Origin of the sequence: Actinomadura sp. (assembly GCF_044508335.1) — a bacterium.
Lineage (GTDB): Bacteria > Actinomycetota > Actinomycetes > Streptosporangiales > Streptosporangiaceae > Spirillospora.
Genome location: NZ_JBIQHY010000001.1, coordinates 122561 through 145587, shown reverse-complemented (window position 1 = coordinate 145587; position 23027 = coordinate 122561). Strand labels below are relative to the sequence as shown.

The 23027-nt window shown below is 74.5% G+C and carries 23 protein-coding genes and 4 tRNA genes; 16 read left to right on the top strand and 11 right to left on the bottom strand.

What is annotated here, in order from left to right; translation table 11 throughout:
* Positions 1 to 34: 34 nt before the first annotated feature.
* The 10 genes from ACIWVC_RS00715 (at position 35) to ACIWVC_RS00670 (ending at position 5905) form a co-directional block, all read left to right on the top strand.
* Positions 35 to 946 (top strand): ROK family protein, encoded by a 912-nt coding sequence (locus tag ACIWVC_RS00715; protein ID WP_396453711.1) that lies wholly within the window; start codon positions 35 to 37, stop codon positions 944 to 946.
* 75 nt (positions 947 to 1021) lie between these two features.
* The gene (locus ACIWVC_RS00710; RefSeq protein WP_396447159.1) at positions 1022 to 1285 is read left to right on the top strand and encodes a sigma factor-like helix-turn-helix DNA-binding protein; all 264 of its coding nucleotides are present in this window, start codon (positions 1022 to 1024) and stop codon (positions 1283 to 1285) included.
* Between the two features lie 403 nt (positions 1286 to 1688).
* Positions 1689 to 1773: transfer RNA gene (locus ACIWVC_RS00705), tRNA-Ser, on the top strand.
* Between the two features lies 1 nt (position 1774).
* Positions 1775 to 1847: transfer RNA gene (locus ACIWVC_RS00700), tRNA-Met, on the top strand.
* Between the two features lie 11 nt (positions 1848 to 1858).
* Positions 1859 to 1931: transfer RNA gene (locus ACIWVC_RS00695), tRNA-Arg, on the top strand.
* A gap of 2 nt (positions 1932 to 1933) precedes the next feature.
* Positions 1934 to 2005: transfer RNA gene (locus ACIWVC_RS00690), tRNA-His, on the top strand.
* A gap of 86 nt (positions 2006 to 2091) precedes the next feature.
* A complete protein-coding gene (locus ACIWVC_RS00685; protein ID WP_396447160.1) occupies positions 2092 to 3945 on the top strand; it encodes a glycoside hydrolase family 3 protein in 1854 nt (617 codons plus the stop codon).
* A gap of 136 nt (positions 3946 to 4081) precedes the next feature.
* Positions 4082 to 5236, top strand: a complete 1155-nt coding sequence (locus ACIWVC_RS00680; protein ID WP_396453710.1) for an ROK family protein — start codon at positions 4082 to 4084, stop codon at positions 5234 to 5236.
* Between the two features lie 79 nt (positions 5237 to 5315).
* Entirely contained in the window at positions 5316 to 5618 is a 303-nt protein-coding gene (locus tag ACIWVC_RS00675) for a hypothetical protein (protein ID WP_396447163.1), read from the top strand.
* The gene (locus tag ACIWVC_RS00670; RefSeq protein WP_396447164.1) at positions 5615 to 5905 is read left to right on the top strand and encodes a hypothetical protein; all 291 of its coding nucleotides are present in this window, start codon (positions 5615 to 5617) and stop codon (positions 5903 to 5905) included. The genes ACIWVC_RS00675 and ACIWVC_RS00670 overlap by 4 nt, the downstream gene beginning before the upstream one ends.
* 13 nt (positions 5906 to 5918) lie before the next feature.
* Here ACIWVC_RS00670 and ACIWVC_RS00665 read toward each other — a convergent pair whose 3' ends face one another.
* The 7 genes from ACIWVC_RS00665 to ACIWVC_RS00635 form a co-directional block, all read right to left on the bottom strand.
* Positions 5919 to 7028 carry an AAA family ATPase gene (locus ACIWVC_RS00665; RefSeq protein WP_396447166.1) on the bottom strand — a complete coding sequence of 370 codons (1110 nt, stop codon included), beginning with the start codon at positions 7026 to 7028 and terminating at the stop codon, positions 5919 to 5921.
* Positions 7025 to 7675, bottom strand: coding sequence for a nicotinamide riboside transporter PnuC (gene pnuC, locus ACIWVC_RS00660; protein ID WP_396447168.1), 651 nt, complete (start codon positions 7673 to 7675; stop codon positions 7025 to 7027). The genes ACIWVC_RS00665 and pnuC overlap by 4 nt, the downstream gene beginning before the upstream one ends.
* Positions 7676 to 7714: 39 nt before the next feature.
* A complete protein-coding gene (locus ACIWVC_RS00655; RefSeq protein ID WP_396447169.1) occupies positions 7715 to 8446 on the bottom strand; it encodes an anti-sigma factor domain-containing protein in 732 nt (243 codons plus the stop codon).
* Positions 8443 to 9030, bottom strand: coding sequence for an ECF RNA polymerase sigma factor SigK (gene sigK, locus ACIWVC_RS00650; RefSeq protein ID WP_396447170.1), 588 nt, complete (start codon positions 9028 to 9030; stop codon positions 8443 to 8445). The genes ACIWVC_RS00655 and sigK overlap by 4 nt, the downstream gene beginning before the upstream one ends.
* A 65-nt stretch (positions 9031 to 9095) precedes the next feature.
* Positions 9096 to 10553, bottom strand: a complete 1458-nt coding sequence (locus ACIWVC_RS00645) for a High-affinity nickel-transporter (RefSeq protein ID WP_396453709.1) — start codon at positions 10551 to 10553, stop codon at positions 9096 to 9098.
* Positions 10550 to 11860: a hypothetical protein gene (locus ACIWVC_RS00640; RefSeq protein ID WP_396447172.1), complete on the bottom strand. Its 1311-nt coding sequence runs from the start codon at positions 11858 to 11860 to the stop codon at positions 10550 to 10552. Before ACIWVC_RS00640 ends, ACIWVC_RS00645 begins: the two co-directional genes overlap by 4 nt.
* Positions 11860 to 13410, bottom strand: coding sequence for a DUF4331 domain-containing protein (locus ACIWVC_RS00635; protein WP_396447173.1), 1551 nt, complete (start codon positions 13408 to 13410; stop codon positions 11860 to 11862). The genes ACIWVC_RS00640 and ACIWVC_RS00635 overlap by 1 nt, the downstream gene beginning before the upstream one ends.
* A 242-nt stretch (positions 13411 to 13652) precedes the next feature.
* On the opposite strand from ACIWVC_RS00635, the gene ACIWVC_RS00630 reads away from it, so the two are divergent.
* A complete protein-coding gene (locus ACIWVC_RS00630; protein ID WP_396447174.1) occupies positions 13653 to 14357 on the top strand; it encodes a hypothetical protein in 705 nt (234 codons plus the stop codon).
* A gap of 103 nt (positions 14358 to 14460) precedes the next feature.
* Here the strand turns inward: ACIWVC_RS00630 and ACIWVC_RS00625 are convergent, their stop codons facing one another.
* Genes ACIWVC_RS00625 through pdhA form a run of 3 tightly spaced genes read right to left on the bottom strand, consistent with a single transcriptional unit; the run spans position 14461 to position 17893 of the window.
* Complete coding sequence (locus tag ACIWVC_RS00625; protein ID WP_396453708.1) at positions 14461 to 15762, bottom strand: dihydrolipoamide acetyltransferase family protein; 1302 nt, start codon at positions 15760 to 15762, stop codon at positions 14461 to 14463.
* Entirely contained in the window at positions 15759 to 16772 is a 1014-nt protein-coding gene (locus ACIWVC_RS00620) for an alpha-ketoacid dehydrogenase subunit beta (RefSeq protein ID WP_396445316.1), read from the bottom strand. Before ACIWVC_RS00620 ends, ACIWVC_RS00625 begins: the two co-directional genes overlap by 4 nt.
* A gap of 11 nt (positions 16773 to 16783) precedes the next feature.
* Positions 16784 to 17893 (bottom strand): pyruvate dehydrogenase (acetyl-transferring) E1 component subunit alpha, encoded by a 1110-nt coding sequence (pdhA, locus tag ACIWVC_RS00615; RefSeq protein ID WP_396445317.1) that lies wholly within the window; start codon positions 17891 to 17893, stop codon positions 16784 to 16786.
* A 151-nt stretch (positions 17894 to 18044) separates the two neighbouring features.
* On the opposite strand from pdhA, the gene ACIWVC_RS00610 reads away from it, so the two are divergent.
* On the top strand, positions 18045 to 18674 hold the full coding sequence (locus ACIWVC_RS00610) for a GntR family transcriptional regulator (RefSeq protein ID WP_396445318.1): 630 nt from the start codon (positions 18045 to 18047) through the stop codon (positions 18672 to 18674).
* 23 nt (positions 18675 to 18697) lie between these two features.
* On the opposite strand, the gene ACIWVC_RS00605 is transcribed toward ACIWVC_RS00610, so the two are convergent.
* Positions 18698 to 19387, bottom strand: a complete 690-nt coding sequence (locus ACIWVC_RS00605; RefSeq protein WP_396445319.1) for a GntR family transcriptional regulator — start codon at positions 19385 to 19387, stop codon at positions 18698 to 18700.
* A gap of 130 nt (positions 19388 to 19517) precedes the next feature.
* Between ACIWVC_RS00605 and ACIWVC_RS00600 the strand changes: the two genes are divergently transcribed.
* Genes ACIWVC_RS00600 through ACIWVC_RS00585 form a run of 4 tightly spaced genes read left to right on the top strand, consistent with a single transcriptional unit; the run spans position 19518 to position 23025 of the window.
* Positions 19518 to 20747 (top strand): NRAMP family divalent metal transporter, encoded by a 1230-nt coding sequence (locus tag ACIWVC_RS00600; RefSeq protein WP_396445320.1) that lies wholly within the window; start codon positions 19518 to 19520, stop codon positions 20745 to 20747.
* Positions 20748 to 20750: 3 nt separating this feature from the next.
* Entirely contained in the window at positions 20751 to 21350 is a 600-nt protein-coding gene (locus ACIWVC_RS00595; protein ID WP_396445321.1) for an allophanate hydrolase subunit 1, read from the top strand.
* Complete coding sequence (locus ACIWVC_RS00590; RefSeq protein ID WP_396445322.1) at positions 21347 to 22237, top strand: biotin-dependent carboxyltransferase family protein; 891 nt, start codon at positions 21347 to 21349, stop codon at positions 22235 to 22237. Before ACIWVC_RS00595 ends, ACIWVC_RS00590 begins: the two co-directional genes overlap by 4 nt.
* Positions 22234 to 23025: a putative hydro-lyase gene (locus ACIWVC_RS00585; protein ID WP_396445323.1), complete on the top strand. Its 792-nt coding sequence runs from the start codon at positions 22234 to 22236 to the stop codon at positions 23023 to 23025. The genes ACIWVC_RS00590 and ACIWVC_RS00585 overlap by 4 nt, the downstream gene beginning before the upstream one ends.
* Positions 23026 to 23027: the final 2 nt, after the last annotated feature.

The window sequence follows — 23027 nt, the reverse complement described above, 5'->3', positions numbered from 1 at the left end:
GCACGCTGTACCGCGTGCTCCCGGGGATCGGGTCATGACGGTCCTCGCCCTCGACATCGGCGGCACCAAGTTCGCCGTCGCACGCGTCGACGCCTCCGGCGCGCTGCTCGACCGCGCCGAGCACCCCGTCGGGCAGTCGCCCACCGCCACCCTCCGCGGCCTCGTCGCCGACTTCGCCGACCCGTCCGTCACCGGCGTGGGGATCGGTTCGGCGGGTCCGATCGACGCGGCCGCCGGCACGGTCAGCCCGCTCAACATCCCCCGCTGGCGCGGCTACCCGCTCGTCGCCGCCGTCCAGCGCCTCGTGCCCGGCGTGCCCGTCTCCCTCGCCGGCGACGCCCAGTGCATGGCCCTCGGCGAATGGTGGCGCGGCGGCCACTCCGGCTCGTCCCTGCTCGGCGTCGTCGTGTCCACCGGCGTCGGCGGCGGCCTCATCATCGACGGCCGCCCCTGGACGGGCCGGACCGGCAACGCCGGCCACATCGGCCACGTCCCCATCGACCCCGGCGGCGATCCGTGCGTGTGCGGCGCCCGCGGCTGCCTGGAGACGATCGCCTGCGGCCCCGGCATGGTCCGGTGGGCCCTCGCCCAGGGCTGGACCCTCGCCACCGGCCGCCCCGACGCCAAGGCCCTCGCCGCCGCGGCCCGCGCCGGCGCCCGCGTCCCCCTCGCCGCCTTCCAGCGCGCCGCGAGCGCCCTCGCCACCGCCATCCTCGGCACCGCCGCCGTCCTCGACATCCGCGACGTCGTCATCGGCGGCGGCGTGGCCGCCGCCGGGGACCTCCTCCTCGACCCGCTCCGCAAGACGATCGCCGAGCGCGCCGGCATGCCCCACCTCCGCGACCTGCACGTCACCCCCACCGCCCTCGACCGCGACGCCGGCCTCTACGGCGCCGCCGCCCTGGCCCTCCTCGCCTCCGGCGCGCCCCTCACCCGCCCCCACTGAATCCCACCCTCAACGCTTCCTTAAAGCGGGCATAAGGAGGGGGCGGGAGGGGCCCCGGGGTGCGAGGTTTGCGGCGTGGCACTGCGAATGGGCAAAGACACCGGTTCGTTCGTCCCCGGGATGCCGGGGCGGCGGATGCGCCCCGCGGTGGTCGCCCGGGCCTTCCAGGCGCTGCCGTCCGCGCACCGCGAGATCCTCACCGAGACGGTCTTCCGGGACCGGTCGGTCAACGAGGCCGCCGCCTCCCTGGGGGTGCCGGTCGACGTGGTCAAGGTCCGCGTCTACCACGCGCTGCGCGCGCTGAGCGCGGCCCTGGAGGCGCCGCGCACCACCGTGTGACGTCCGCGGGATCGCGGACCAGCGCGGCGAACGCCCGGACGAGCGGGCCGTCGCGGCTCCAGGCGAGCGCGACGCGCAGCGGCTCCACGTCCGTGAGCGGCACCCAGGCCGGGGCGGGCGCAGTGGCGCGCCATGCCGGACGGCGCGAAGCAGATGAGTTCCGGGCCTGGGAATCGGTGGCCAGAGGGGCCGATTTCGACGAGCAGCCGATAAAAGGGTTGCCGGGGCGGGAACCGTCCGGGCACCATGGGCGTTGTACGGAACGAGACCGGAAGGAGGAGGAAGATGCGTCGCCATCGAATGCACAGCAGCAGCCTTTCCGGTCTCGGGTGCCGTCGGGAGACGTGAGCAGCACGTCCTGACGCAGGCCGCCCGAGATCTCGGGCGGTCTTTTTGCATTCCCGGAGGGTTGGCCGAGTGGAAAGGCAGCGGCCCGCTAAGCCGTGGTCAGGGTCATCCCTGCGCGAGTTCGAATCTCGCACCCTCCGCGCCAGGTGAGGACGCTGGTGTGTCCGGCGGATTCATAACCCGCAGGAGGCAGGTTCGATTCCTGCACCTGGCACGCGATGACAAGTCTCCGTGGCGCAGTGGAGAGCGCGCCGGGTTGCGGACCCGGAGGCCGCAGGTTCGATTCCTGCCGGAGACACGGCCTTCGTGGTGTAGTGGTCTGCACGCCAGGTTGTGGTCCTGGAGGTGTCGGTTCGATCCCGATCGAGGGCCCTTTGTCCTGTGCTGCGCGGCAGATATTGCCCATGCGCTGATTTCCGGTTGCGTTGCGTTTGATCAACGCTGGAAAAGCCTTCCGCATGCACACCTCCTCCCTGCACCCGACGCGGTACCGGTTGCCGGCCCTCGGCCTGCTGGCGGCGCTGGTGCTCGCCGCCTACGGCGGGCCGGTCCGGGCGGACCCCGGCCCCGCCCCCTACCTGGACCCGCACCTGTCCGTCGAGGACCGGGTCGACGACCTGCTCGACCGGATGAGCCTGGACGACAAGCTCGGCCAGATGACGCAGCCGGAGCGCAGGTACGTCACCCCGGCCGAGATCACCCGGTACCGGATCGGGTCGGTGCTGTCCAGCGGCGGGTCGGCGCCCGACCCCAACACCCCGGACGGCTGGGCGGACATGTACGACGGCTTCCAGCGGGCCGCGCTCGCCGGGCCGCTGCACATCCCGATCATGTACGGGGTGGACGCGGTGCACGGCGACAACAACATGGTCGGCGCGACGATCTTCCCGCACGACATCGGGCTCGGCGCGACCCGCGACCCCGCGCTGGTGCGCGAGATCGGCGCCGCGACCGCGGAGGAGATGGCCGGGACGGGCGTCGACTGGAACTTCGCGCCGTGCGTGTGCGTCGCCCGCAATGACCGGTGGGGGCGGACGTACGAGTCGTTCGGCGAGGTGCCCGAGCTGCCGTCGATGATGACGACGATCATCGACGGGCTGCAGGGGGACGAGCTGGGCGGCCCCACGTCCGTCCTGGCCACGGCGAAGCACTACGTGGGGGACGGCGGAACCGAGGGCGGCGACGACCGGGGCGACGCGAAGATCTCGGAGAAGGAGCTGCGCGCGGTGCATCTGCCGCCGTTCGCCGCGGCCGTGAAGCGCGGCGTCGGCGCGGTGATGATCTCCTACAGCTCGTGGAACGGGCTGAAGATGCACCGGAACCGCTACCTGATCACGGACGTGCTGAAGGGCGAGCTGGGCTTCAAGGGGTTCGTCGTGTCCGACTACAACGGCATCGACGAGATCGACGGGAAGCGCGGGTTCACCAAGGACGAGGTCGCGGCCGCGGTCAACGCCGGGATCGACATGGTGATGGTGCCGGCCGAGTGGCGCCGGTTCATCGACTACCTGCGGGACGGGGTGAAGGACGGCGCCGTCCCCATGTCCCGCATCGACGACGCGAACCGCCGCATCCTGACGAAGAAGTTCGAGCTGGGCCTGTTCGAGAAGCCGCTGGCCGACCGCGGCCACCTGAAGACGGTCGGCGACGCCGCGCACCGGAAGCTGGCGCGGCGGGCGGTCGCCGAGTCGCAGGTGCTGCTGAAGAACGACGACGGCGTCCTCCCGCTCGACGACGACGACAAGGTGTTCGTCGCCGGCCGCAGTGCCGACGACATCGGCATGCAGTCCGGCGGGTGGACGATCACCTGGCAGGGCGAGCCCGGCCCGATCACGCCGGGCACGACGATCCTGGACGGCATCCGCAAGGCCGCCGACCCGGACGCGACCGTCACCTACAGCAAGGACGGCACCGGCATCGACTCGTCCTACGACGCGGCGATCGCCGTGGTGGGGGAGACCCCGTACGCCGAGTACCACGGCGACCGGACCGGCGACCTGAAGCTGGACGACACCGACCTGAAGACCATCGACCGGCTGAAGGCCGCCGGCGTCCCGCTGATCGTGGTGCTGGTGTCGGGCCGCCCGCTCGACATCGCCGGGCAACTGCCCGGATGGGACGCGCTCGTCGCGGCCTGGCTGCCCGGCACGGAGGGGGCGGGGGTCGCGGACGTCCTGTACGGAGACGCCGACCCCCGGGGCAGGCTGCCGGTGACGTGGATGCGGAGCAGCGACCAGGAGCCGATCAACAAGGGCGACGGCAAGAAGCCCCTGTTCCCGTTCGGCTACGGCCTCACCTACGACGACGACTGACCGGCGGTCCGGCTCCGGCCATCGGGCGCGCGGAGCCGCCCGCGGTCTCGATCACCCGCGCTGACCTGGCTATCGTTGGCGCTGCCGAGTCGCGCACGGCATAACGCAAGCGTGGTCGATCGCGTCGAGAGGTGCCGTGTCGCAACATCCGCTGCACGGGGGAGACCCGTCCGTGCTCCGCCGCCTCAACTCGGCCGCGACGCTGCGGGAGCTGCGCGACTGCGGCGAGGCGACGCTCTCCGAACTGGCCGGGCGGGTCGGGCTGTCCCGGCCCACGACCGAGGGCGTGCTGGGGGAGCTGATCCGCCGCGGGCTGGTCGCCGAGGGCGCCCCGCGTCCCGGCGCCGGGATCGGCCGCCCCGCCCGCCGCTACCGGTTCCGCGCCGAGGCCGGGCACGCCCTCGGCATCGACATCGACGCGCACCGGGTGCGGCTCCTGGTCGCGGACCTCACCGGCGAGGTCGTCGGCGGGCACGGCGCCGCGCTGGACGTCCGCGCCACGCCCGGCGAGCGGATCGCGGCGGTGCGCGCGGCGGTCAGCGCCTGCCTCGGCGCGGTGCGGATACCCCGGCGGTCGCTGTGGGCGGTCGGGGCCGGCACCCCCGGCGTGGTCGCGCCGGACGGGACGGTCACGTCCTGCACCGCCGTGCCCGGCTGGGAGGGCGTCCGGCTCGGGCGCGAGCTGGGCCGCTCGTTCCGCTGCCCCGTCCTGGTGGAGAACGACGCGAACCTCGCCGCGCTGGCCGAACGGTGGCGCGGCGCCGCCCGCGACGCCGACGACGTCGTGTGCGTGTACGCCGCGCTGCACACCGGGACGGGCGCGCTGATCGGCGGGCGCCTGCACCGGGGCCGCTGGGGCGCCGCCGGGGAGATCGGGATGCTGCCCGAGATGGGGCTGCGCGACACCGCGGCGGCGCTGGGCGGGGACGCCTCGCTGGACCGGGCGGCCCGCGTCCTGGACGCGGCGGCCCGCGGCGACGCCGAGGCGGCGGCCCTGGTGAACGCGCTCGCCGCGCGGATGGCGCGGGGCGTCGCGGCGATGGCCCTCGCGCTCGACCCCGAGATGATCATCGTGGGCGGTCCGCTGGCCCGCTCCGGCGGCCCGCTGGTCGCGGAGCTGCGGCGCCGGGTGCGGCCGCTGTGCCCGGCGCCCGTCCGGATCGAGAGCTCCCGGCTCGGGGACGAGTCGGTGGGCCTCGGCGCCGTCCGGCTCGCCCTCGACCGGATCGACGAGGACCTCTTCCGCCTCGACCGCGGCGCGGCGAGTGCGGCGCCGCGCCGCGCGACATGATCCGCCGTCCTGTCGGCGGGCGGTTGTAGGGTCCCGGATGTACGGGTGAGCGGGGACGGACACGACGGACGGGAGCGACATGAGCGCAGAACCGCTGGAGCCCTCCCCGCCGTTCCCCGGTCCCGGCGGCGAGGTCCCGCGGACGGTCGAGGGCATCGGCGAGCGGCTGCCCGAAGACAAGCGCGCGCTGTTCGTCGAGCAGGTCGAGGCGGCCGAGTCCGACGCCGACCTCGACGAGGTGATGCTCGTCTGGTGGGGGCAGGCCGTGCTCGCCCAGGACCCGGGCCGCGAGAAGCGGCTCGCCGACGCGCGGGCGGGCCGCGACCTGGTGCCGCTCTCGGAGGTCCAGCGCAGGCTGCAGCGCCGCGAGGACGCCGGGTGACCGTCCATGGTCGCGGATGGACCGTCTTCTGCACCGAGAAGGTGGTCAACGTCCTTCTGGCCATGCCGAAGCGGGTGGAGCACGTCGTCGACCGGCAGCTCTGCGACCTGGCGAAGCACGGCGGCGAGGCGATCGACGCCGGGCTCCCGCCCCCGGGGCTGCCGCTGGACACCGCCGGCGTCCACTACTCCTTCTCCCTCAAGGACGGCGTGCGGGGGATCGCCGAATACCTGGTGGTCGCCGACATCCGGGAGTTCTACGTCACCGAACTCCTGCTGGTCGAATGACGGGGGCCGCGGGCTAGGGTTTCAGCGGTTCGCTGAAGGTCCAGCCCCCGGCCAGCAAGGCGTCGGTCGCCGCGACGGCGGCGGCCAGGCGGTGCTCGTGCGGGCCTGCCACCGTGATGTGCGGCAGGTCCCGCTTCGCGAGCTCCTCCCGGAGGCGGCCCGTCATCCACGGCCGGATCGACTCGCCGTCGCGCCAGCCGTCCTGCTCGAACGGGACGCCCTCCGGCGACGTCAGGATCCACAGATGGTGCGGGACGCGCTCGTGGACGGCCTCCACCTCGGGCGCCGGAGTCCCGACATAGCGCTCGTGCCAGACGGCGGTGGCGAACGCGTCGGTGTCGCAGACCAGGAGCGGCGACCCCGACCTCGCCGCCGCGTCCTCCAGGGCCGCGTGACGCTCGGCGATCCGGAGGAACTCCGCCGGCTCCCACACCAGGTCGTCCAGCCACAGCGACGGGTCGCCGGCGGCGCGCCGGGCGGCGGCCAGCTTCTCCTCGGTGTAGGTCCGGCCGTACTCGGGCACCCACCGGGTCGCGGCCCACACGCCGCCCTTCGCCGCGTAGTGCGCGGCCAGCGCGCGGGCCAGCGTCGTCGTCCCGGTCGACTCGGCGCCGACCACCGCGACCCGCCGCGCCAGGTACGCCCGCACGGGCGGCGACAGGAACTCCCAGTTCGCCACCGGGTCCTCCCGGACGGCCGTGCCGCTGACCGGGAAGCGGTCGCGCGGCGGATCGACCGCCACGTGGGCGGCGGAGAAGCGTCCGGCCAGCTCCGGCCCGTACGCCTCCGACGTGAACACCGCGTCGACCGGCGGGACGGGCACCCCGAGGCCCGACCGCATCGCGAGGCCCGCCCGGAACGCCGCGACGTGCGCCGCCCAGATCTCGTCGGACTCGAAGTCCATCTCCGCGTCGTCCACCGCCGGGAAGACCTCGACGTGCGGCTGCCGGTGCACCTCGCGCAGCCACGCCGTGCGCAGCGCGAGCGGGATGCTCTCCACGGTGGAGGCCGCGACGACCACGCTGACCCGGGCGCACGCCTCCGCCGCGGTGTCGATCAGGTGGTGGTGCCCGGCGTGCGGCGGATAGAACTTGCCGATCACCAGGCCGTGCGCGTACCTCACGCGGCCGCGACCGCCGGTGCGCCGGCCCGGGCCCGCAGGTCGCGGCGCCACGCCAGCAGCCCGAAGACGCACAGCGTCAGGAAGATGACGTACAGGACGCTCGTCAGCTTCAGGTCCTTGTAGAAGTACAGCGGGATGTAGACCAGGTCGGCGGTGATCCACAGCCACCACGACTCCAGCAGCTTCCGCGACTGCCCGTAGGTGGCCATGAGCGAGATCGCGGTGGTGAGGGCGTCCCAGAACGGCACGGTCGAGTCCGTCCAGACGGACAGCGCCCAGGTCAGGAAGGCGGTCCCGGCCGCGCCCGCCGCGGCGAGCGCCGCCCATTCGGCGGGCCGCGTCCGCCGCACCGGGAGCGCGTCCCGGCCGTCCCCGCCGTACAGCCACACCCACCACCCGTACGCCTGGAGTGCCACGTAGACGACCTGGAGCCCGGAGTCGGCGTAGAGGCCGCCGTCCAGGAACACCAGCCCGAGCAGGATCACGTTCGCGATGCCGATCGGCCAGTTCAGGATGTTCTGCCGGACGACGAGCCAGACGTTCACCGCGCCCGTCGCGAAGCCGAGCAGCTCCGCCCAGGTCGTGGGGACCGACCCGACGTGGAAGGCGGGATCGAGCAGCGGGCCCAGCGGGACATGCACCGACATGCGGCAATGATCACATATCGTCAGAGCGACGACAAGTGGTCAGGCGGGGCTCAGCAGGACCAGCGGCGCCGTCGTCGGGCGCGCGGAGCCCCCGGCCGGCTCGACGGTGACGCCCACCTTGTCGGACGGACGCCACGTCCCGGCGACGACCGGGCGCGTCCGGTCCTCGGGAAGCAGCCCCGCCGAGCGCGGGCCGCCCGCGTCGATCAGCCACAGCTGGTACGCCTGCGACGGCGGCAGCGCCCGCAGCCCGGACGACGCGACGACCACCCGGCCCAGCGACGCGGACGCGACGACCGTCACGGTCCCGCCGCCCGCGGCGCGGCCCGTCGCCGCCCGCGCGTCCGGCGCCGACAGGACCGACGCGACGTCCCGGTACGCGGCCTCCGTGCGCTCCACCCGCTGCCGCTCGCGGACCGCGACCCCGACCGACGCGGCCGTCACCAGGCACGCGGCGGCCGCCAGCCCCGCGGCGACCGCGCGCCGCCACCGCCGCGGCCGGATCGGGCGCACGCCGGCGCCGTCCCGGGCGGTCCGCGGCGGAAGCTGCCGCACGTTCCGGATGTCGGCCAGCACCCGCCCGCGCAGCCGCGGCGGCGGGGGCTCGGCGGCCGCCATGCCCAGCCGCGCCGCCGTCGCCCGGAACTCGCGCAGCTCGGCCGCGCACGTCTCGCACCCGGCGAGGTGCGCCTCGAACAGCCGCCGCTCCTCGGCGTCGTCGATCGCGTCGAGCGCGTACGCGCCGGCGAGGGTGTGCGGATCCTCGGTCACCGTGCCACCCCCAGGCAGTCGCGCAGGCGGATCAGGCCGTCCCGCATCCGGGTCCGCACCGTGTTCGGCGGCGCCCCGACCAGCTCGGCCACCTCGCGGTAGGAGTGGCCGCCGTAGTAGGCGAGCGTCACCGACTCGCGCTGGAGCCGCGTCAGCGCCCCCAGGCAGCGCCGCACCCGCTCGTGCTCCAGCCGCGCCTCGACCCGCTCGGCCACCGGATCGTGCGGGCCGCCCGCCCCCGCGTGGGCCGCCCGGGCCTCGCGGGCGCCCGCGCTCTGCTCGCGCCGCACCCGGTCGACGGCCCGGCGGTGCGCGATCGTCATGATCCACGCCATGGCGCCGCCGCGCTCCGGGTCGTACCGGGCCGCGGACCGCCACACCTCGATCATCACCTCCTGCGTCACCTCCTCCGCCATCGCCGGGTCGCGCACGACCCGCCGCGCGAGACCGTGCACGGGCGCCGCGGCCACGTCGTAGAGCAGCTCGAACGCGCGCTCGTCGCCGCGCGCCGTCCGGCCGAGCAGCAGGCCGGCGTCGTGCGCGGACACCGTGCCGCCGCCCGGCGGCCTGGTCTCTGCCGGCATGCCGCGCTCCCCTCGGTGGCCCGCCCCTCCGGCACTGCGCATGGGGCGCGGCCCCGGATCGGACCTCATGGGACGAGGCTCCGCAAGGTGAGCCCGAGCCCGAGGACGACCACGGTCGCGGACGTCCCTATCGGCATCATTCCGCCTGGGAGCCGCAGCCGCCTGGCCGGAATGCGCCGCAGCAGCGCCCGCCCGGACCCGACCACGAGCAGACCCACCGCCACCAGCGCGGCGGCCAGCCCGAGCCCGTACGCGAGGACGAGCACGACCCCGAACCACGCCCGCCCGATCGCCGCTCCGCCGACCAGCACGACCACGGCCGACGGGCTCGGCACCATCCCGCCCGCCAGCCCCATCAACACGACCCCGCCGCGCCGCGAACTCCCGTGCGCATGCCCGTGCGCATGCCCGTGCCCGTGTCCATGCCCGTGCCCGTGTCCGTGCCCGTGTCCGTGCCCGTGTCCGTGCCCGTGCGCATGCCCGTGTCCGTGCCCGTGTCCGTGTCCGTGTCCGTGGTGGGCGTGGCGGCGGTCGCGCAGGGCGCGGCGGAGCAGGACGCCTCCCGCCGCCGTCACGAGGACGCCTCCCGCCGCCCCCAACCAGGGGAACAGGGCGTCCGGGGCGGCGAGCGCCCCGGTCGCCACGAGGAGGCCGAGGGCGAGGACCCCCGCCGTGTGGGTGAGGGTGACCGTGAGGCCCAGCGCGAGGACGTCCCGGGTGCGGCGGCGCCCGTCCCCGATCGCGTGCGCCGCCATGATCGTCTTTCCGTGGCCGGGAGCGAGGGCGTGCAGGGCGCCCAGCACCAGCGCGATCAGGAACGCCAGGGCCGCGAACCCGGGCGTGAGGTCGTGCCGGGCCACCAGGGACGTGAAGCGCCGGGTGAGCCCGTCGGCGCCGCGCGGCAGCAGCGCCTCAGGCCCGCCGCCGGACGCGGAGTCGGTGAGCGGCGGCCCGCCCGGCCGCGCGGTGAAGGCGGCCGACCGCCGGTCGGGCGGGGAGGCGAGCATGTCCTCCGGGTAGGCGGTGAGGCACCGGCTGCGGGACGAGCCCGGCACGTCGGACGCCGACAGCGTCATCCGGTCGCCCCGCGCGGTGATCTCCCGCCAGCCGATGCGGCCTTGCGCGCCGCCGTCCCGGAAGGAGATCGCCCCCGGCCCGGCGGGCGCGGTGATCCGGCATTCGAGCCGCAGCGTCGGCAGCCCCGCCTGCCCGCGCGGCGCCGTCGCCGCCGCGGACGCCGCGGACGCGGGCACGGCGCGCCCGTCCACCGTGATGCGCATGGACGACGCGGCCCGCCGGCAGGATCCGGCCGCCCAATCGGACAGCTCGGCCGCGGACGGGCGCCCGTCGCCGTCGGAGTCCACGTCCGCCATGGCCTGCGCGGCCGGGATCTCCGCGAGGTCCTCGACGTGGTCGACGCGCAGTTCGTGCGGGGCCGCGACGAGCCCGTCGTAGCGGTTGACGGTGAAGTTGCCCAGGGGATGCGCGGCGAGCAGCCCGGCGGCGACCAGGGCGGCGATCACGGGGTGCCTCCCACCTCGTCCAGTGCGGCCTTCGCCCGGGGCGCCCACAGCGGGGAGAACCGCGGGTTGCGGCGCAGCGCCCCGGCCAGGTCGCGGCGTGCGGCGGCGCGCATGCCGAGCGCCTTCTCGATGACGCCCAGATGGAAGCGGAACCGCGCGCGGCGGTATCCGGTCCCCGTCGCCTGCCGCGCGTAGCGCAGCGCCTCCGCGTCCCGGCCGCTGACGTGCAGCGCCCAGGCCAGCGCGTCCGCCGCGTGCACGCTGCACTGCCGGACGCCGCGCCCCGGGCACCGCCGCGCGTACTCGGCCCGCGCGGCCCGCAGCGCGGCCTCCGGGTCGCCGTGGTCGCTCTCGAACAGGGCGGTCTCCAGGTCGGCGTCCACGCCGTTCGCCTCGGCGATCCGCGTCCACGCCGCCGCGACCGCGTACTGGCGCCGCGCCTCGTCCCGGCGTCCCGCGGACTCCAGCAGCTCGCCGTACTCGGCCAGGTACTGCGGCAGCGGCAGCCGCCGGACGATCTCGGCCCGGTCGGTGAGCGCTCCCGCGGTGTCGCCCCGCGCGGCCCGGACGCGGGCGCGCCCGTCCAGCGCGGCGAGCTGGCCGGGCGACAGGCGCAGCGCCTCGGCGTATTCGCGTCCCGCCCGCCCGAGGTCGCCGTCGTTCCAGGCCAGCTCGCCGAGCTGGACGGCGATGTAGGCGAGGTCGCCGCGCTCGGTGGCGGACGCGCGCGCCAGCCCCAGCACGCGGCGCGCCTCCCGCACCTCGCCGCGCAGCTCCCGCACGTACGCGAGCCGCGTGAAGATCGGGACGCCGGGGCGGACGGCGTCGGCGCGCCGGGCGGCGGCGAGCGCGCCGCCGTACCGGCCCAGCTCGACCAGCGCGTCCACCCGGACGGCGGCGGCCCGCTGCCCGTACGGGTTCGCCGCGAGCGCCCGGTCCGCGTACCGCAGCGCTCCATGGAAGTCGTGCCGTGCCGCCGCGAGCGCGCCGAGCCCGGCGAGCGCGGCGTCGTTCCCGGGCTCCTCGGCCAGGGAGCGCCGCAGCACCTCGCCGGCCTTCGGGTAGTAGGCCGGGTCGCCGGTCACCCGCGCCCGCTCGACGTAGGCGGCGCCCAGCGAGGCCCAGCCGACCGCGTCGTGCGGCTGCTCGCGGAGCCGCGCCTGCAGCCCCGCGACGCCGGAGGCCGGGGCCCCGGCCGGCCGGGCCGCCGCCGGCGCGCCGGACGGGCGGCCGAGCACGACCGCCGATCCGAGCGTCAGCGCCGCGACCAGCCCGGCGGCCGAGACCCCGGTGAGAAGGGGGCGCATCAGTTCTCCGGCCCTCCCGCCGCGGGACGCCGGCGCCGCCACCACAGCAGCCCGCAGGTCAGCGCGAACGCGCCCGCGCCCGACAGCGCCGCGACCGGCAGCACGGACAGCGGCCCGGAGCCGCCGGAGCCGGAGGTGTCCTCGACCGCGCCCGCGTTGAGGAAGTTCACCCGCCCGCCGCTCTTCCCGGACGCCCCGGACGCCTTGGCCGCGGGCTTCCTCGCGCCGCGCACGTCCGACCCCGAATGCGGCTGCGCGACGTACGGGAACGTCTTCTCGAACCCGACGTCGTTGGCGTTGACGGCGTCGCCGAGGTCGTTCTTCGTACCGAGCAGCTCGCCCTCGACGGCCTGGAGCGCGATGTCGACGACGTCGTCGGTGAGCCGGCGCCCGTTCGGGAAGCCGGCGTTGTCGCCGCCGAGCACGCCGAGCCGGTCCGGCTTCGCGGCCGGCTTGACGGAGGTGTTGAGCCGCAGCAGCTCGGCCGGCCGGACGTGCGCCGGCTGGTTCAGCCCCGGCACGCCGGTCAGGAACGCCTGGACGAGGTCGTTGCGCGGCCCGGGCGGCGCCGGGATCTTGTAGATCTTCTCGATCAGCTTCGGCAGCTCCGGGTCGGTGACGAACCCGGCGAACTGCGCGTCCTGCCAGGGCGTGGACGCGTTGAACGCGTCCTTCTTGCCGCGCGGGATGACCACTTCGTTCACCAGCGGGCTCCCGAGCCGCGACACCTGGACGTACTCGCCGGACGCGGTGAGCCGCGAGACCGTCGAGTTGACCCCGATGACCGGGTCGTGCCCCTTCACCAGGTGCCGCGTCGGCACCTGCAGCGCCACCGTGTTGACGTTGTAGCCGCTCAGGGTGTCGTTGCCGACCTCCTTCAGGTTCGCCCCGTACAGCAGGTCGAACACCCGCAGGTCGAGGAAGAACGGGTCGTCGGCCTGCCCGGCGAACGACAGCGTGCCGTTCCCCGCCCGCTTGACCGCCTGCGCGCGCAGCGTCCCGTAGTCGGGCATGGACGCCTTGCCCACGTTGGACGGCGCGACCGGCGCGTCGTCGGCCAGCTTGTGGACGCCGCGCACGTTCCCGTCCACCCGCCGGATCAGCGTCAGGTCGTAGGTCTGGGTGAAGTTGAGGTCCGGGTCGTCGAGGCTCGTCACGGGACCGGTGTTGTAGAGGAACGTGTTCGCGTTCTTCAGCCGGTCGTGGAACTGGAACCGGTAGGTGAGGTCCGGGAGCGAGTCGCCGTCGTTGTCGACGTTGAGGTCGTACCGGGCGTCCCGCGCGAACTTGTAGAAGTTCGGTCCGCCCGCCGGGTCCTCGAACGGGATGAAGTTCGCGACCAGCGTCGTCGTGTCCGGCTTGTCCGGGCTGACGAACGCGTACACGTCGGTGTTGTCGTACTGCGGCTGCCCGGAGATGAGCGGCGCCTCGCGGTGGCTGGACGCGGTGCCCGGCTCCGGCGCGAGCCCCGCGAACCCGCCGGCGAGCAGCAGGCCCGCGGCGGCGGCCAGCGCGGCGACCCGCGCCCTGGACGTCTGGACTGTCGGCATTCTGAGTCCCCTGCCGGTCCCCGGATGCCCGCCGCGGCGGCGCCGTTTCCATCGGCGCTGGGCCAGGTCTGCCGCGACGCCGGATCGACCGGTCTCTTCGCCATGCCCGCCTCTGCTTCGCGCGCCGGCCCCGATCTGATCGGTCCGCCGGCCCGATGGCCGGATACGGCCACTTGACATCTGAGTGAGCACTCACCCAGGCTGGAACGAGCACGTATTCAACGATCGAGGGGGGATCGGTGATGACCGTCACGATCCGCAACCCGAGCACGAAATATCCCCGCGCCGCGCTGCGCGAACCGGCCCCGTACGGCTACGTCTACATCGGAGCCGCCGTCGACCCGCCCGGCCGCGCCCCGTTCGTCCGGCGCAGCGCCCGCCGCGACAAGGTGCTGGCAGAGCTGAAGGCGCACGCGGCCCGCCTCGAAGAACTCGGCGCGGTCGTGAAGGCCACCGTGTACCGCGCGGTGCTGATGCCGCCGATCCCGGGAGCGCCCCGGTTCGACGCCGTCGTCCTCATCGAGACGACCACGCCCGAGACGATCGGCGACGTGCGGAACACGCCGGAGTACGGGCGGCTCATCGAGGCCGCGGGGAAGGTCCGCGTCACGACGCTCCGCAACGTCAAGCGGATGGGGGACGTCGACAAGACCCGCCAGGGCCTGTTCCTGTTCAACCACTTCAAGGCGGACGACCCCGAGGTCGCCGCGGGGCTGTGGGAGCACCTCGCCGGCTGGTACGCCGCCGAGACCGGCCTGGACAACTCCACCCTGCTGCAGCCGATCGGGGACGCCCCCTACGCGCTGGTCAACCACGCGCGCTGGGACCACGGCCTCGCCCGCTTCGCCGTGCACCAGTTCACGAAGCCGAGCTTCCTCACCTTCGTCCGCGCCAACCTGCGGGCCAACGACACGCAGGCGATGCCGGTCCTCTACAAGCTCGCCTGAGGGACCGCGTCCGCGCGGGCCTCCCGGTCCCCGCGGCGGGACGCGCATGGACGCGGCCTCCGGCTCGACATCGCCGGAGGCCGCGTCACGTTCCGGGCGCTCCCTACGCCACGATCAGGAGGGGGTTCTGCAGGAGCCCGGCCAGGTGGTCCAGGAACCGGGCGGCCGTGGCGCCGTCGGTGGCGCGGTGGTCGACCGAGAGGGTCACCGCCATGCGCTTGCCGGGGACGACCTCGCCGTCGCGGACGACGGGCTGGTCGCGGACGGCGCCGACGGCGAGGATCGCGGCCTCCGGCGGGTTGATCACCGCGGAGAACGAGTCGACGCCGAACATGCCGAGGTTGCTGACGCTGAACGTGCCGCCGCTCATCTCGTTGAGGGTCAGCTTGCCCTCCCGGGCCTTGCCGGCGAGCTCGCGCGCCTCCCGGCCGATCTGCGAGACGCTCTTGCGGTCCGCGTCCTTGACGACCGGGACGATGAGGCCGTCCTCGACCGCCACGGCGATGCCCACGTTGACGCGCTTGTGGAAGAGCAGGTTCTCCTCGGTGTAGGAGACGTTCACCGCCGGGTGCTCGCGCAGCGCGGTCGCGACCGCCTTCACGATCAGGTCGTTGACGCTGACCTTCTCCGGGGCGAGCGCCTCGTTCAGCGTCTTGCGGAAGGCCAGCAGCGCCTCGGCGTCCACCTCGCGGTTCAGGTAGAAGTGCGGCGCCTCGCGCTTGCTCTCGGACAGCCGCTTGGCCGCGACCTTCTGGAAGCGGTTGAGCGGGACGGCCTCGACGTCCGCGTCCTCCGCGCGCGCCTGGGCGGGCGGGGCCGACGGCGCGGCGGCGGCCGGGGCGGCGGCCGGGGCGGCGGGGGCCTTGGCCGGGGCGCCGCCGCGGATCGCGGCCTCGATGTCGGCGCGGACGATGCGCCCGCCCGGACCCGAGCCGGTCAGCGTCGCCAGGTCGATGCCGTGGTCGCGGGCCAGCCGCCGCGCGAGCGGCGACGACGGCGGGCGGGTGGCCGCGGAGCGCTCCGGCGCCCGTGCCGCGGGCGCGGCGGACGCCGGCTCCGCCGCGGGCTCGCTCTCGGGTGCGGCGGCCTCGGGCTCGGCCTCGGCCTCCGGCCGCGGTTCCGGTTCCGGCTCGCCGGCCGGTTCCGCCGGGGCGGTCTGCTTGGCGCCGCCCGCCGGCGCGATCCGGGCGATCGGCGCGCCGATCGCGGCGGACTCGCCCTCGGGGACCAGGATCTCTTCGAGCACGCCGGCCTCGTAGGCCTCGAACTCCATGACCGCCTTGTCGGTCTCGATGTCGACGATCACGTCGCCGACCGCGACCTCGTCCCCCGGCTTCTTCTGCCAGGAGCTGATGACGCCCTCCTCCATGGTGTCGGAGAGGCGGGGCATGAGGATGTCGGTCATGACGCGTTCTCCAGGGCACGGCCCGTCGCGCGGAGCGTGTCGCGGACGGCGGTGAGCAGGGACTCGGCGGACGGCAGCGCGGCCGACTCCAGGGACTTGGCGTAGGGGAGCGGCACCTCGGCCATCGCGACCCGGCGGACCGGGGCGTCCAGCCAGTCGAACGCGCCCTCCTGGATCGTCGCGGCGATCTCGGCGCCGATGCCGTAGGTGAGCCAGTCGTCCTCGGCGACGACCGCGCAGTGCGTCTTGCGGACGGACTCCACGATCGTCTGCCGGTCCAGCGGGCGGAGGCTGCGCAGGTCGACGACCTCGGCGGAGACGCCCTCGGCGGCGAGCTTCTCGGCGACCTCGCCGGCCACCCGGGCCATCCGGGAGTAGCCGATGATCGTGATGTCGGTGCCCTCGCGGGTGACGCCGGCGCGGCCGATCTCGGCGGGCTCGATGTCCTCGATCTCGCCGGGCACCTCGGCCTTGGTGTTGTAGAGCGCGAGGTTCTCCAGGAACAGCACCGGGTCGTCGTCGCGGATCGCGGCCTTCAGCATCGCGGACGCCTCGGCCGGCGTGGACGGCGCGATCACCTTCAGGCCGGGGATGAACGAGTAGAACAGCTCGACGTTCTGCGAGTGCGTGGCGCCGAGCTGCTGCCCGCCGCCGCCCGGCGTGCGGATCACCATCGGGACGCTGGACTGCCCGCCGAACATCCCGTAGATCTTCGCGGCGTGGTTGACGATCTGGTCCAGCGCCAGCAGCGAGAAGTTGATCGTCATGATCTCCACCACCGGGCGCAGGCCGAGCATCGCGGCGCCGATCGCGGCGCCGACGAACCCCTCCTCGGCGATCGGGGTGTCGCGGACCCGCTTCGGCCCGAACTCCTTCAGCAGCCCTTCGGTGATCTTGTAGGAACCCTCGAAGAGCCCGATCTCCTCGCCCATCAGGAAGACGTTCTCGTCCCGCAGCATCTCGGCGCGGAGCGTGTCCCGGAGGGCCTGGCGGTAGGTCAGGGTTGCCATGGGGGTGCCTCTCAGGAACGGAATACGGGGTCGGCGGGGAACCGGCGGAGGTCGCCCGGGACCGGGGTGGCGTAGGTGTAGTCGAACAGCGTGGAGACCTCGGGCTCGGGGCTCTCGTCGGCGAACTTCGCCGCCGCGTCGACCTCGGCCGTGACCTCCTCGTCGAGCCGCTCGCGCTCCTCGTGGGAGAGGATCCCGGCCTCCTCCAGGTCCAGCGCCATCTTGGCGAGGGGGTCGGCGGCCTTCAGCGCGTCCTTCTCCTCCTTGCTCCGGTAGCGGGCCGGGTCGACGACCGAGTGGCCCTTGAGCCGGGGGCTGAGCGTCTCCAGCAGGTAGGGCTTGCTCTCGGACCGGGCGCGCTCGACGGCGGCGCGGGCGGCGTCGCGCACCGCGACCACGTCGGTGCCGTCCACGCGGGCGCTCTCCATGCGGTAGGCGGCGCCGCGCTTGTACAGCTCGGGCTCGGCGGACGACTTCTCCACGCTGGTGCCCATACCCAGGCCGTTGTTGATCACAACGAAGACGATGGGGAGGTCCCACAGGCCCGCGATGTTCAGCGACTCGTGGAACGCACCGATCGCGGCCGTCCCGTCGCCCATCTGGCACATGACGACCTCGTCGCCGCCCTTGTAGGAGACGGCGAGCGCCGCGCCGGTCGCGAGCGGCAGCTGGCCGCCGACGATGCCGTACCCGCCGAGCAGCCGCGTCTCGGTGTCGAACAGGTGCATCGACCCGCCCCACCCCTTGGACACGCCGGTGGACCGCCCGTACAGCTCGGCCATGACGCGGTCGGCGCCGATGCCCTTGGCGATCGCGTAGCCGTGCTCGCGGTAGTTCGCGAACAGGTAGTCGGTGGGGCGCAGCGCGGCCAGCAGCCCGACGACCGTGGCCTCCTCACCGAGGTTCAGGTGGCAGTAGCCGCCGATCTTCGCCTCGGTGTACGCGCGGGCGGCCCGCTCCTCGAACCGCCTGATCAGCAGCATCTGCCGGTAGTAGCCGACGAGCGTCTCGGCGTCCTCCGCCGGGACCTTCGGCGGCGCCGCGGCGGCCTCGGGCTCGGCGCCCTTGCCGCCGCGCGTTCTCCGGCCTCGCGCCGGAGCGGCCTTGACGGTCTCAGCCATCGGCGACCCTTCCTCTGTCCGGGGCAGCGCCGTAGGATCGCCACAGCACTCCCGATCATCGTTGATCTATGATCGATCATATTCCACGGAGTCAGGATTCGCCTACCCCATCACGAGGTACTTACCCATCGTGGCGCTACGATCGAGTTTCGTGAACCCGCCCGCCCAGCTGCTGCGCACCGGACTCGCCGACCAGATCCGGGAGTTCATCGTGGAGGGCATCAGCTCGGGCCGGTGGGAGCCGGGCGAACGCGTCGTCGAGCGCCGCATCGCCGCCGAGCTGGGGGTCAGCCAGGGGCCGGTCCGCGAGGCGCTGCGCCAGCTGGAGGCGCAGCGGCTGATCGAGTCGCTGCCGAACCGCGGCGCCCGCGTCCGCGACTTCACCGAACGCGACCTCGCCGAGATCTTCCCCGTCCGCGCCGGGCTGGAGCGGACCGCCGTGGAGCTGGCGCTGCCCAGCCTGGCCGGCTGCGTGGACGCCCTGGAGGAGCGCAACGACCGGCTGGCCCGCGCCGCGCGGGACGGCGACCTGCAGGAGCAGCTGCGGCTGAGCATCGCGTTCCATCGCGAGATCGTCGAGTCGGCCGGGAACCGGCTGCTCGTCTCGGTGTGGGAGGGCCTCGGCATCGAGCTGTGGACGACCCTGTCCCTGCGCCTCCACCACACGGAGATCTACTCCAAGTCGGCGGAGCACGCGGAGCTGATCGAGGCGTTCCGCCGCGGCGACCCGGAGGCGCCGCAGCTCCTGCACGACCACGTGATGAACTACGCGCCCCAGTGATCGGACGCCGGTAGCGGGCGCGGTCACTCCGCCGCGCGGTACGCCTTCGTGAGCTGCGCCTCCGCGTCGTCCAGGTAGGAGCGCAGCTCGCGCTCGGCCGCCGCGGTGTCGCCCCGCGCGATCAGCTCGCAGAGGGACCGGTTGCGGGCGAGGTACGGCTCGTGGAACTCGCGCGGCGAGCCCATCTCGTGGAAGACGAGCCGCATCTCGGCGAGCAGGTGCCGGATCATCTCGTCCACCCGGGGGCTGCCCACCAGCGCGGCGAGGGCCTGGTGGAAGCGGATGTCGGCGGTGCCCACGTCGGCCCAGCGGCCCGCCGCGGCGGCGCGCTCGCCGTCCAGCACCGCCGCCTCCAGCCGGGCGAGGGCCTCGCGCGGCGCGTCCGGGGCGCAGCGCACCCCCTCGCACTCCAGGATCCGCCGGACGCGGTACAGGTCGGCGAGGCCGTCGGCCGTGACGCGGCGCACGAACACGCCGCGGTTGAACTCGTGGACGAGCAGCCGCTCCTGGACGAGCAGCCGGAACGCCTCGCGCATCGTGTTGCGGGACACCTTCACGGCGCGGCACAGGTCCTCCTCGGGGAGCCGCGCGCCGGGCACCAGGCGCCCGTCGGTGATCTGCTCGCGGAGCAGGTCGGCGACCCGCGCCGCGGTGCTCGACCGGTCCAGGCCGTGCCGCGCCGCCGCGATCTCGTCCAGCCAGGACTCCGCCATCGACCGCCCTCCCGCAGGTGTGAGGGCCAGGGTATCCCATCGCGCGGAAAATCTCTCAACAAGGGGATTGATGGATTGTTGAACAATCTCTACTCTGACGGAAATGCCGACCCCCGGAAGGGCCACCTCCATGACGGACCGGACCACCCTCGACACGACCCCGGCACCACCCGTCACCTCCCGCCGCGGCGCGCTGATCGGCGCCATGTTCCTGATGGCCACCAGCGCCATCGGCCCCGGCTTCATCACCCAGACCACCGTGTTCACCGCCCAGATCGGCGCCGCGTTCGCGTTCGCGATCGTCGTGTCCGTGCTGGTGGACATCGCGATCCAGCTGAACGTGTGGCGCGTCGTCGGCGTGTCCGGGATGCGGGCCCAGGAGCTCGGCAACCGCGTGCTGCCCGGCGCCGGCTACGGCCTCGCCGCCCTCGACGTCTTCGGCGGGCTCGTCTTCAACATCGGCAACATCGCCGGCACCGCGCTCGGGCTGAACGCACTCCTCGGCCTGGACGTCAAGATCGGCGGCGGGCTGTCCGCGCTGGTCGCCATCGCGATCTTCCTGATCCGCCGCGCGGGCGTCGCGATGGACCGGATCGTCGTCGTGCTCGGCGGCGCGATGATCCTGCTGACGCTGTACGTGGCGATCGTGTCCGACCCGCCGCTCGGCGACGCGCTGAAGCAGAGCGTCGCGCCCGAGACCCTCGACTTCCTGATCATCACCACCCTCATCGGCGGGACGGTCGGCGGCTACATCACCTACGCGGGCGCCCACCGGATGATCGAGTCGGGGCTGACCGGCGCCGGGCACGTCCGGGAGATCAACCGCAGCGCCGTCACCGGCATCCTCGTCACCGGCGTCATGCGGGTGCTGCTGTTCCTCGCCGTCCTCGGCGTCGTCGCCGGCGGGTTCACGCTCGCCAAGGAGAACGCCCCGGCGTCGGCGTTCGAGCACGCCGCCGGCGAGGCCGGGCTGCGCGTCTTCGGGCTGATCATGTGGTCGGCCGCGATCACCTCGGTGATCGGCGCGTCCTACACCTCGGTGTCGTTCCTGGTCTCGTTCTCCTCGTTCGTCGAACGGCACCGCAACCGCCTGGTCGTGGCGTTCATCCTCGTCTCCGCGAGCATCTACCTCGCGATCGGCACCGCGCCGGCCAAGCTGCTCATCCTCGCGGGCGCGCTCAACGGGCTGATCCTGCCGTTCGGCCTCGCGGTGCTGCTGTGGGCCGCCGGGCGCCGCCGCGACCTGCTCGGCGGCTACCGGTACCCGGCCTGGCTGCTCGCCCTCGGCGCCGCCGCCTGGCTGCTGTCCCTCTACCTGGGCTGGAACTCGCTGTCCGAACTCGGCGACCTGTGGAGCTGACGGGTGCGGATCCTCCCGAACGGCGACGCGGCGCTGCTGGTCGAACCACCGGACCCGGCGGGCCTGTACGCGGCGCTGGCCGCGTCCCCGCCGCCCGGCGTCGCCGACGTCGTCCCGGCGGCCCGCACGCTGACGCTGCTGCTCGACCCGTCCGCCGACCCGGCCGCGGTCGCCGCCGCCGTGCGCGCCGCCCGGCCGGGCACGGCGGGCGGCGGCGCCGGCGCCGTCGAGATCCCCGTCGTCTACGACGGGGCGGACCTCGCGGAGGTCGCCGGCCGCACCGGGCTCACCCCGGCGGAGGTCGTCGCCGCGCACACCGGGGCCCCGTGGCGGGTCGCGTTCACCGGGTTCGCGCCCGGCTTCGGCTACCTGGAGGGCGGCGACCCGCGGCTGGACGTCCCGCGCCGCGCCGTCCCGCGCGTCCGCGTCCCGGCGGGCGCGGTCGGCCTCGCCGGACGCTTCAGCGGCGTCTACCCGGCCGAGTCCCCGGGCGGCTGGCAGCTCATAGGGCGCACGGAGGCCGTCCTATGGGACCTCGACCGCGACCCGCCGGCCCTGCTCCGCCCCGGAATCTCGGTTCGTTTCGTCGAGCGGGAACCATGAAGCGGGGATTGGACGTTCTCAGCACAGGGCCCCTGGCGACAGTCCAGGATCTGGGCCGACCGGGTCACGCGGCGCTCGGCGTGGGGGTGTCGGGCGCCGCGGACCCGGTTTCACTTCGCCTCGCCAACCGCGCCGTGGGCAACCCCGCCGGCGCCGCCGCGATCGAGGTCACCTTCGGCGGGCTGCGCGTCCGCTGCCGCGGCGCGATCTTCGCCGCGGTCACCGGAGCGCCCGCCCCGCTGCTGGTGGACGGGCGTCCCGAGGCGCCCTACTCGGTGCTCCGCCTCCCGGACGGCGCCGAACTCCGCATGGGCGTGCCGCCGTCCGGCCTGCGCAGCTACCTGGCGGTGCGCGGCGGGGTCGCCGTCCCGCCCGTCCTCGGCTCCCGCTCCACCGACACGCTCGCCGGCCTCGGCCCCGGCCCGCTCAAGCCCGGCGACCTGCTCCCGGTCGGCCCGCCGCCCCGCGCGGCCCCGCTGCTGGACGTCCTGCCCGTCCGCCCGCCGCCGTCCGGCGACCTCGAACTCCGCGCGGTGCCCGGCCCGCGCGCCGACTGGTTCGCGCCCGGCGCGCCGGGCACGCTCTTCACCGCCGCCTACACGGTGACCAGCGACGTCGACCGCGTCGGCATGCGCCTCGACGGCCCGGTCCTGGCCCGCGCGGAGCACGGCGAGCTGCCCAGCGAGGGGACGGTCACCGGGGCGCTCCAGGTGCCGCCGTCCGGGCGGCCCGTGCTGTTCCTCGCCGACCACCCGCTGACCGGCGGGTATCCCGTCATCGCGGTGGTCGCGTCCGCCGACATCGGGCGCGCCGCCCAGGCCCGGCCCGGCCAGCGGCTCCGCTTCCGGCCGCACCCGGCCCCGACCCTCGGAAAGGACCTGCCATGACCGCACCCATCGACCCGGGCCCGCTCAGCCCCGGCCAGGCCAGGGCGCTGTTCCGGGCCGGCCTCCGCGTCCCCACCTCCGGCTGGTGCGCGGGCTGGACGCAGGCGAACCTGATCAGCGTCCCCCGCGAGTACGCCTACGACCTGCTGCTGTTCGCCCAGCGCAACCCCAAGCCGTGCCCGGTCCTGGACGTCACCGAACCCGGCGGGACGTCCGCCTCCCTGTTCGCCGGCGACCTGCGCACCGACCTGCCCGGCTACGTCGTCTACGAGCACGGCGAGCCGGTCGCGGAGGCGGCCGACGTGACCCGGTACTGGCGCGACGACCTCGTCTCGTTCCTCATCGGCTGCAGCTTCACGTTCGAGGACGCGCTGCGGGAGGCCGGCGTCCCCGTCCGGCACATCGAGCAGAACCGCAACGTCCCGATGTACCGGACGAACCGGATGTGCCGCCGCGCCGGCGAGTTCGGCGGCCCGCTCGTGGTGTCGATGCGCCCGATCCCCGCCGCGCAGGTGGCGGACGCCGTGCGGGTGACGGCCCGGTACCCGTCCGTGCACGGCGCGCCCGTGCACGTCGGCGACCCCGTCGAGCTCGGCATCGACGACCTGGACGCGCCCGACTTCGGCGATCCGGTCGATGTCCGGGTGGACGAGATCCCGGTGTTCTGGGCGTGCGGCGTGACCCCGCAGGCGGCGGTGATGGCGTCCCGCCCGAAGCTCGCCATCGGGCACGCGCCCGGCCACATGGCGATCACCGACGCCCGCGACACCCGGTACCTGGTTCCGTGACT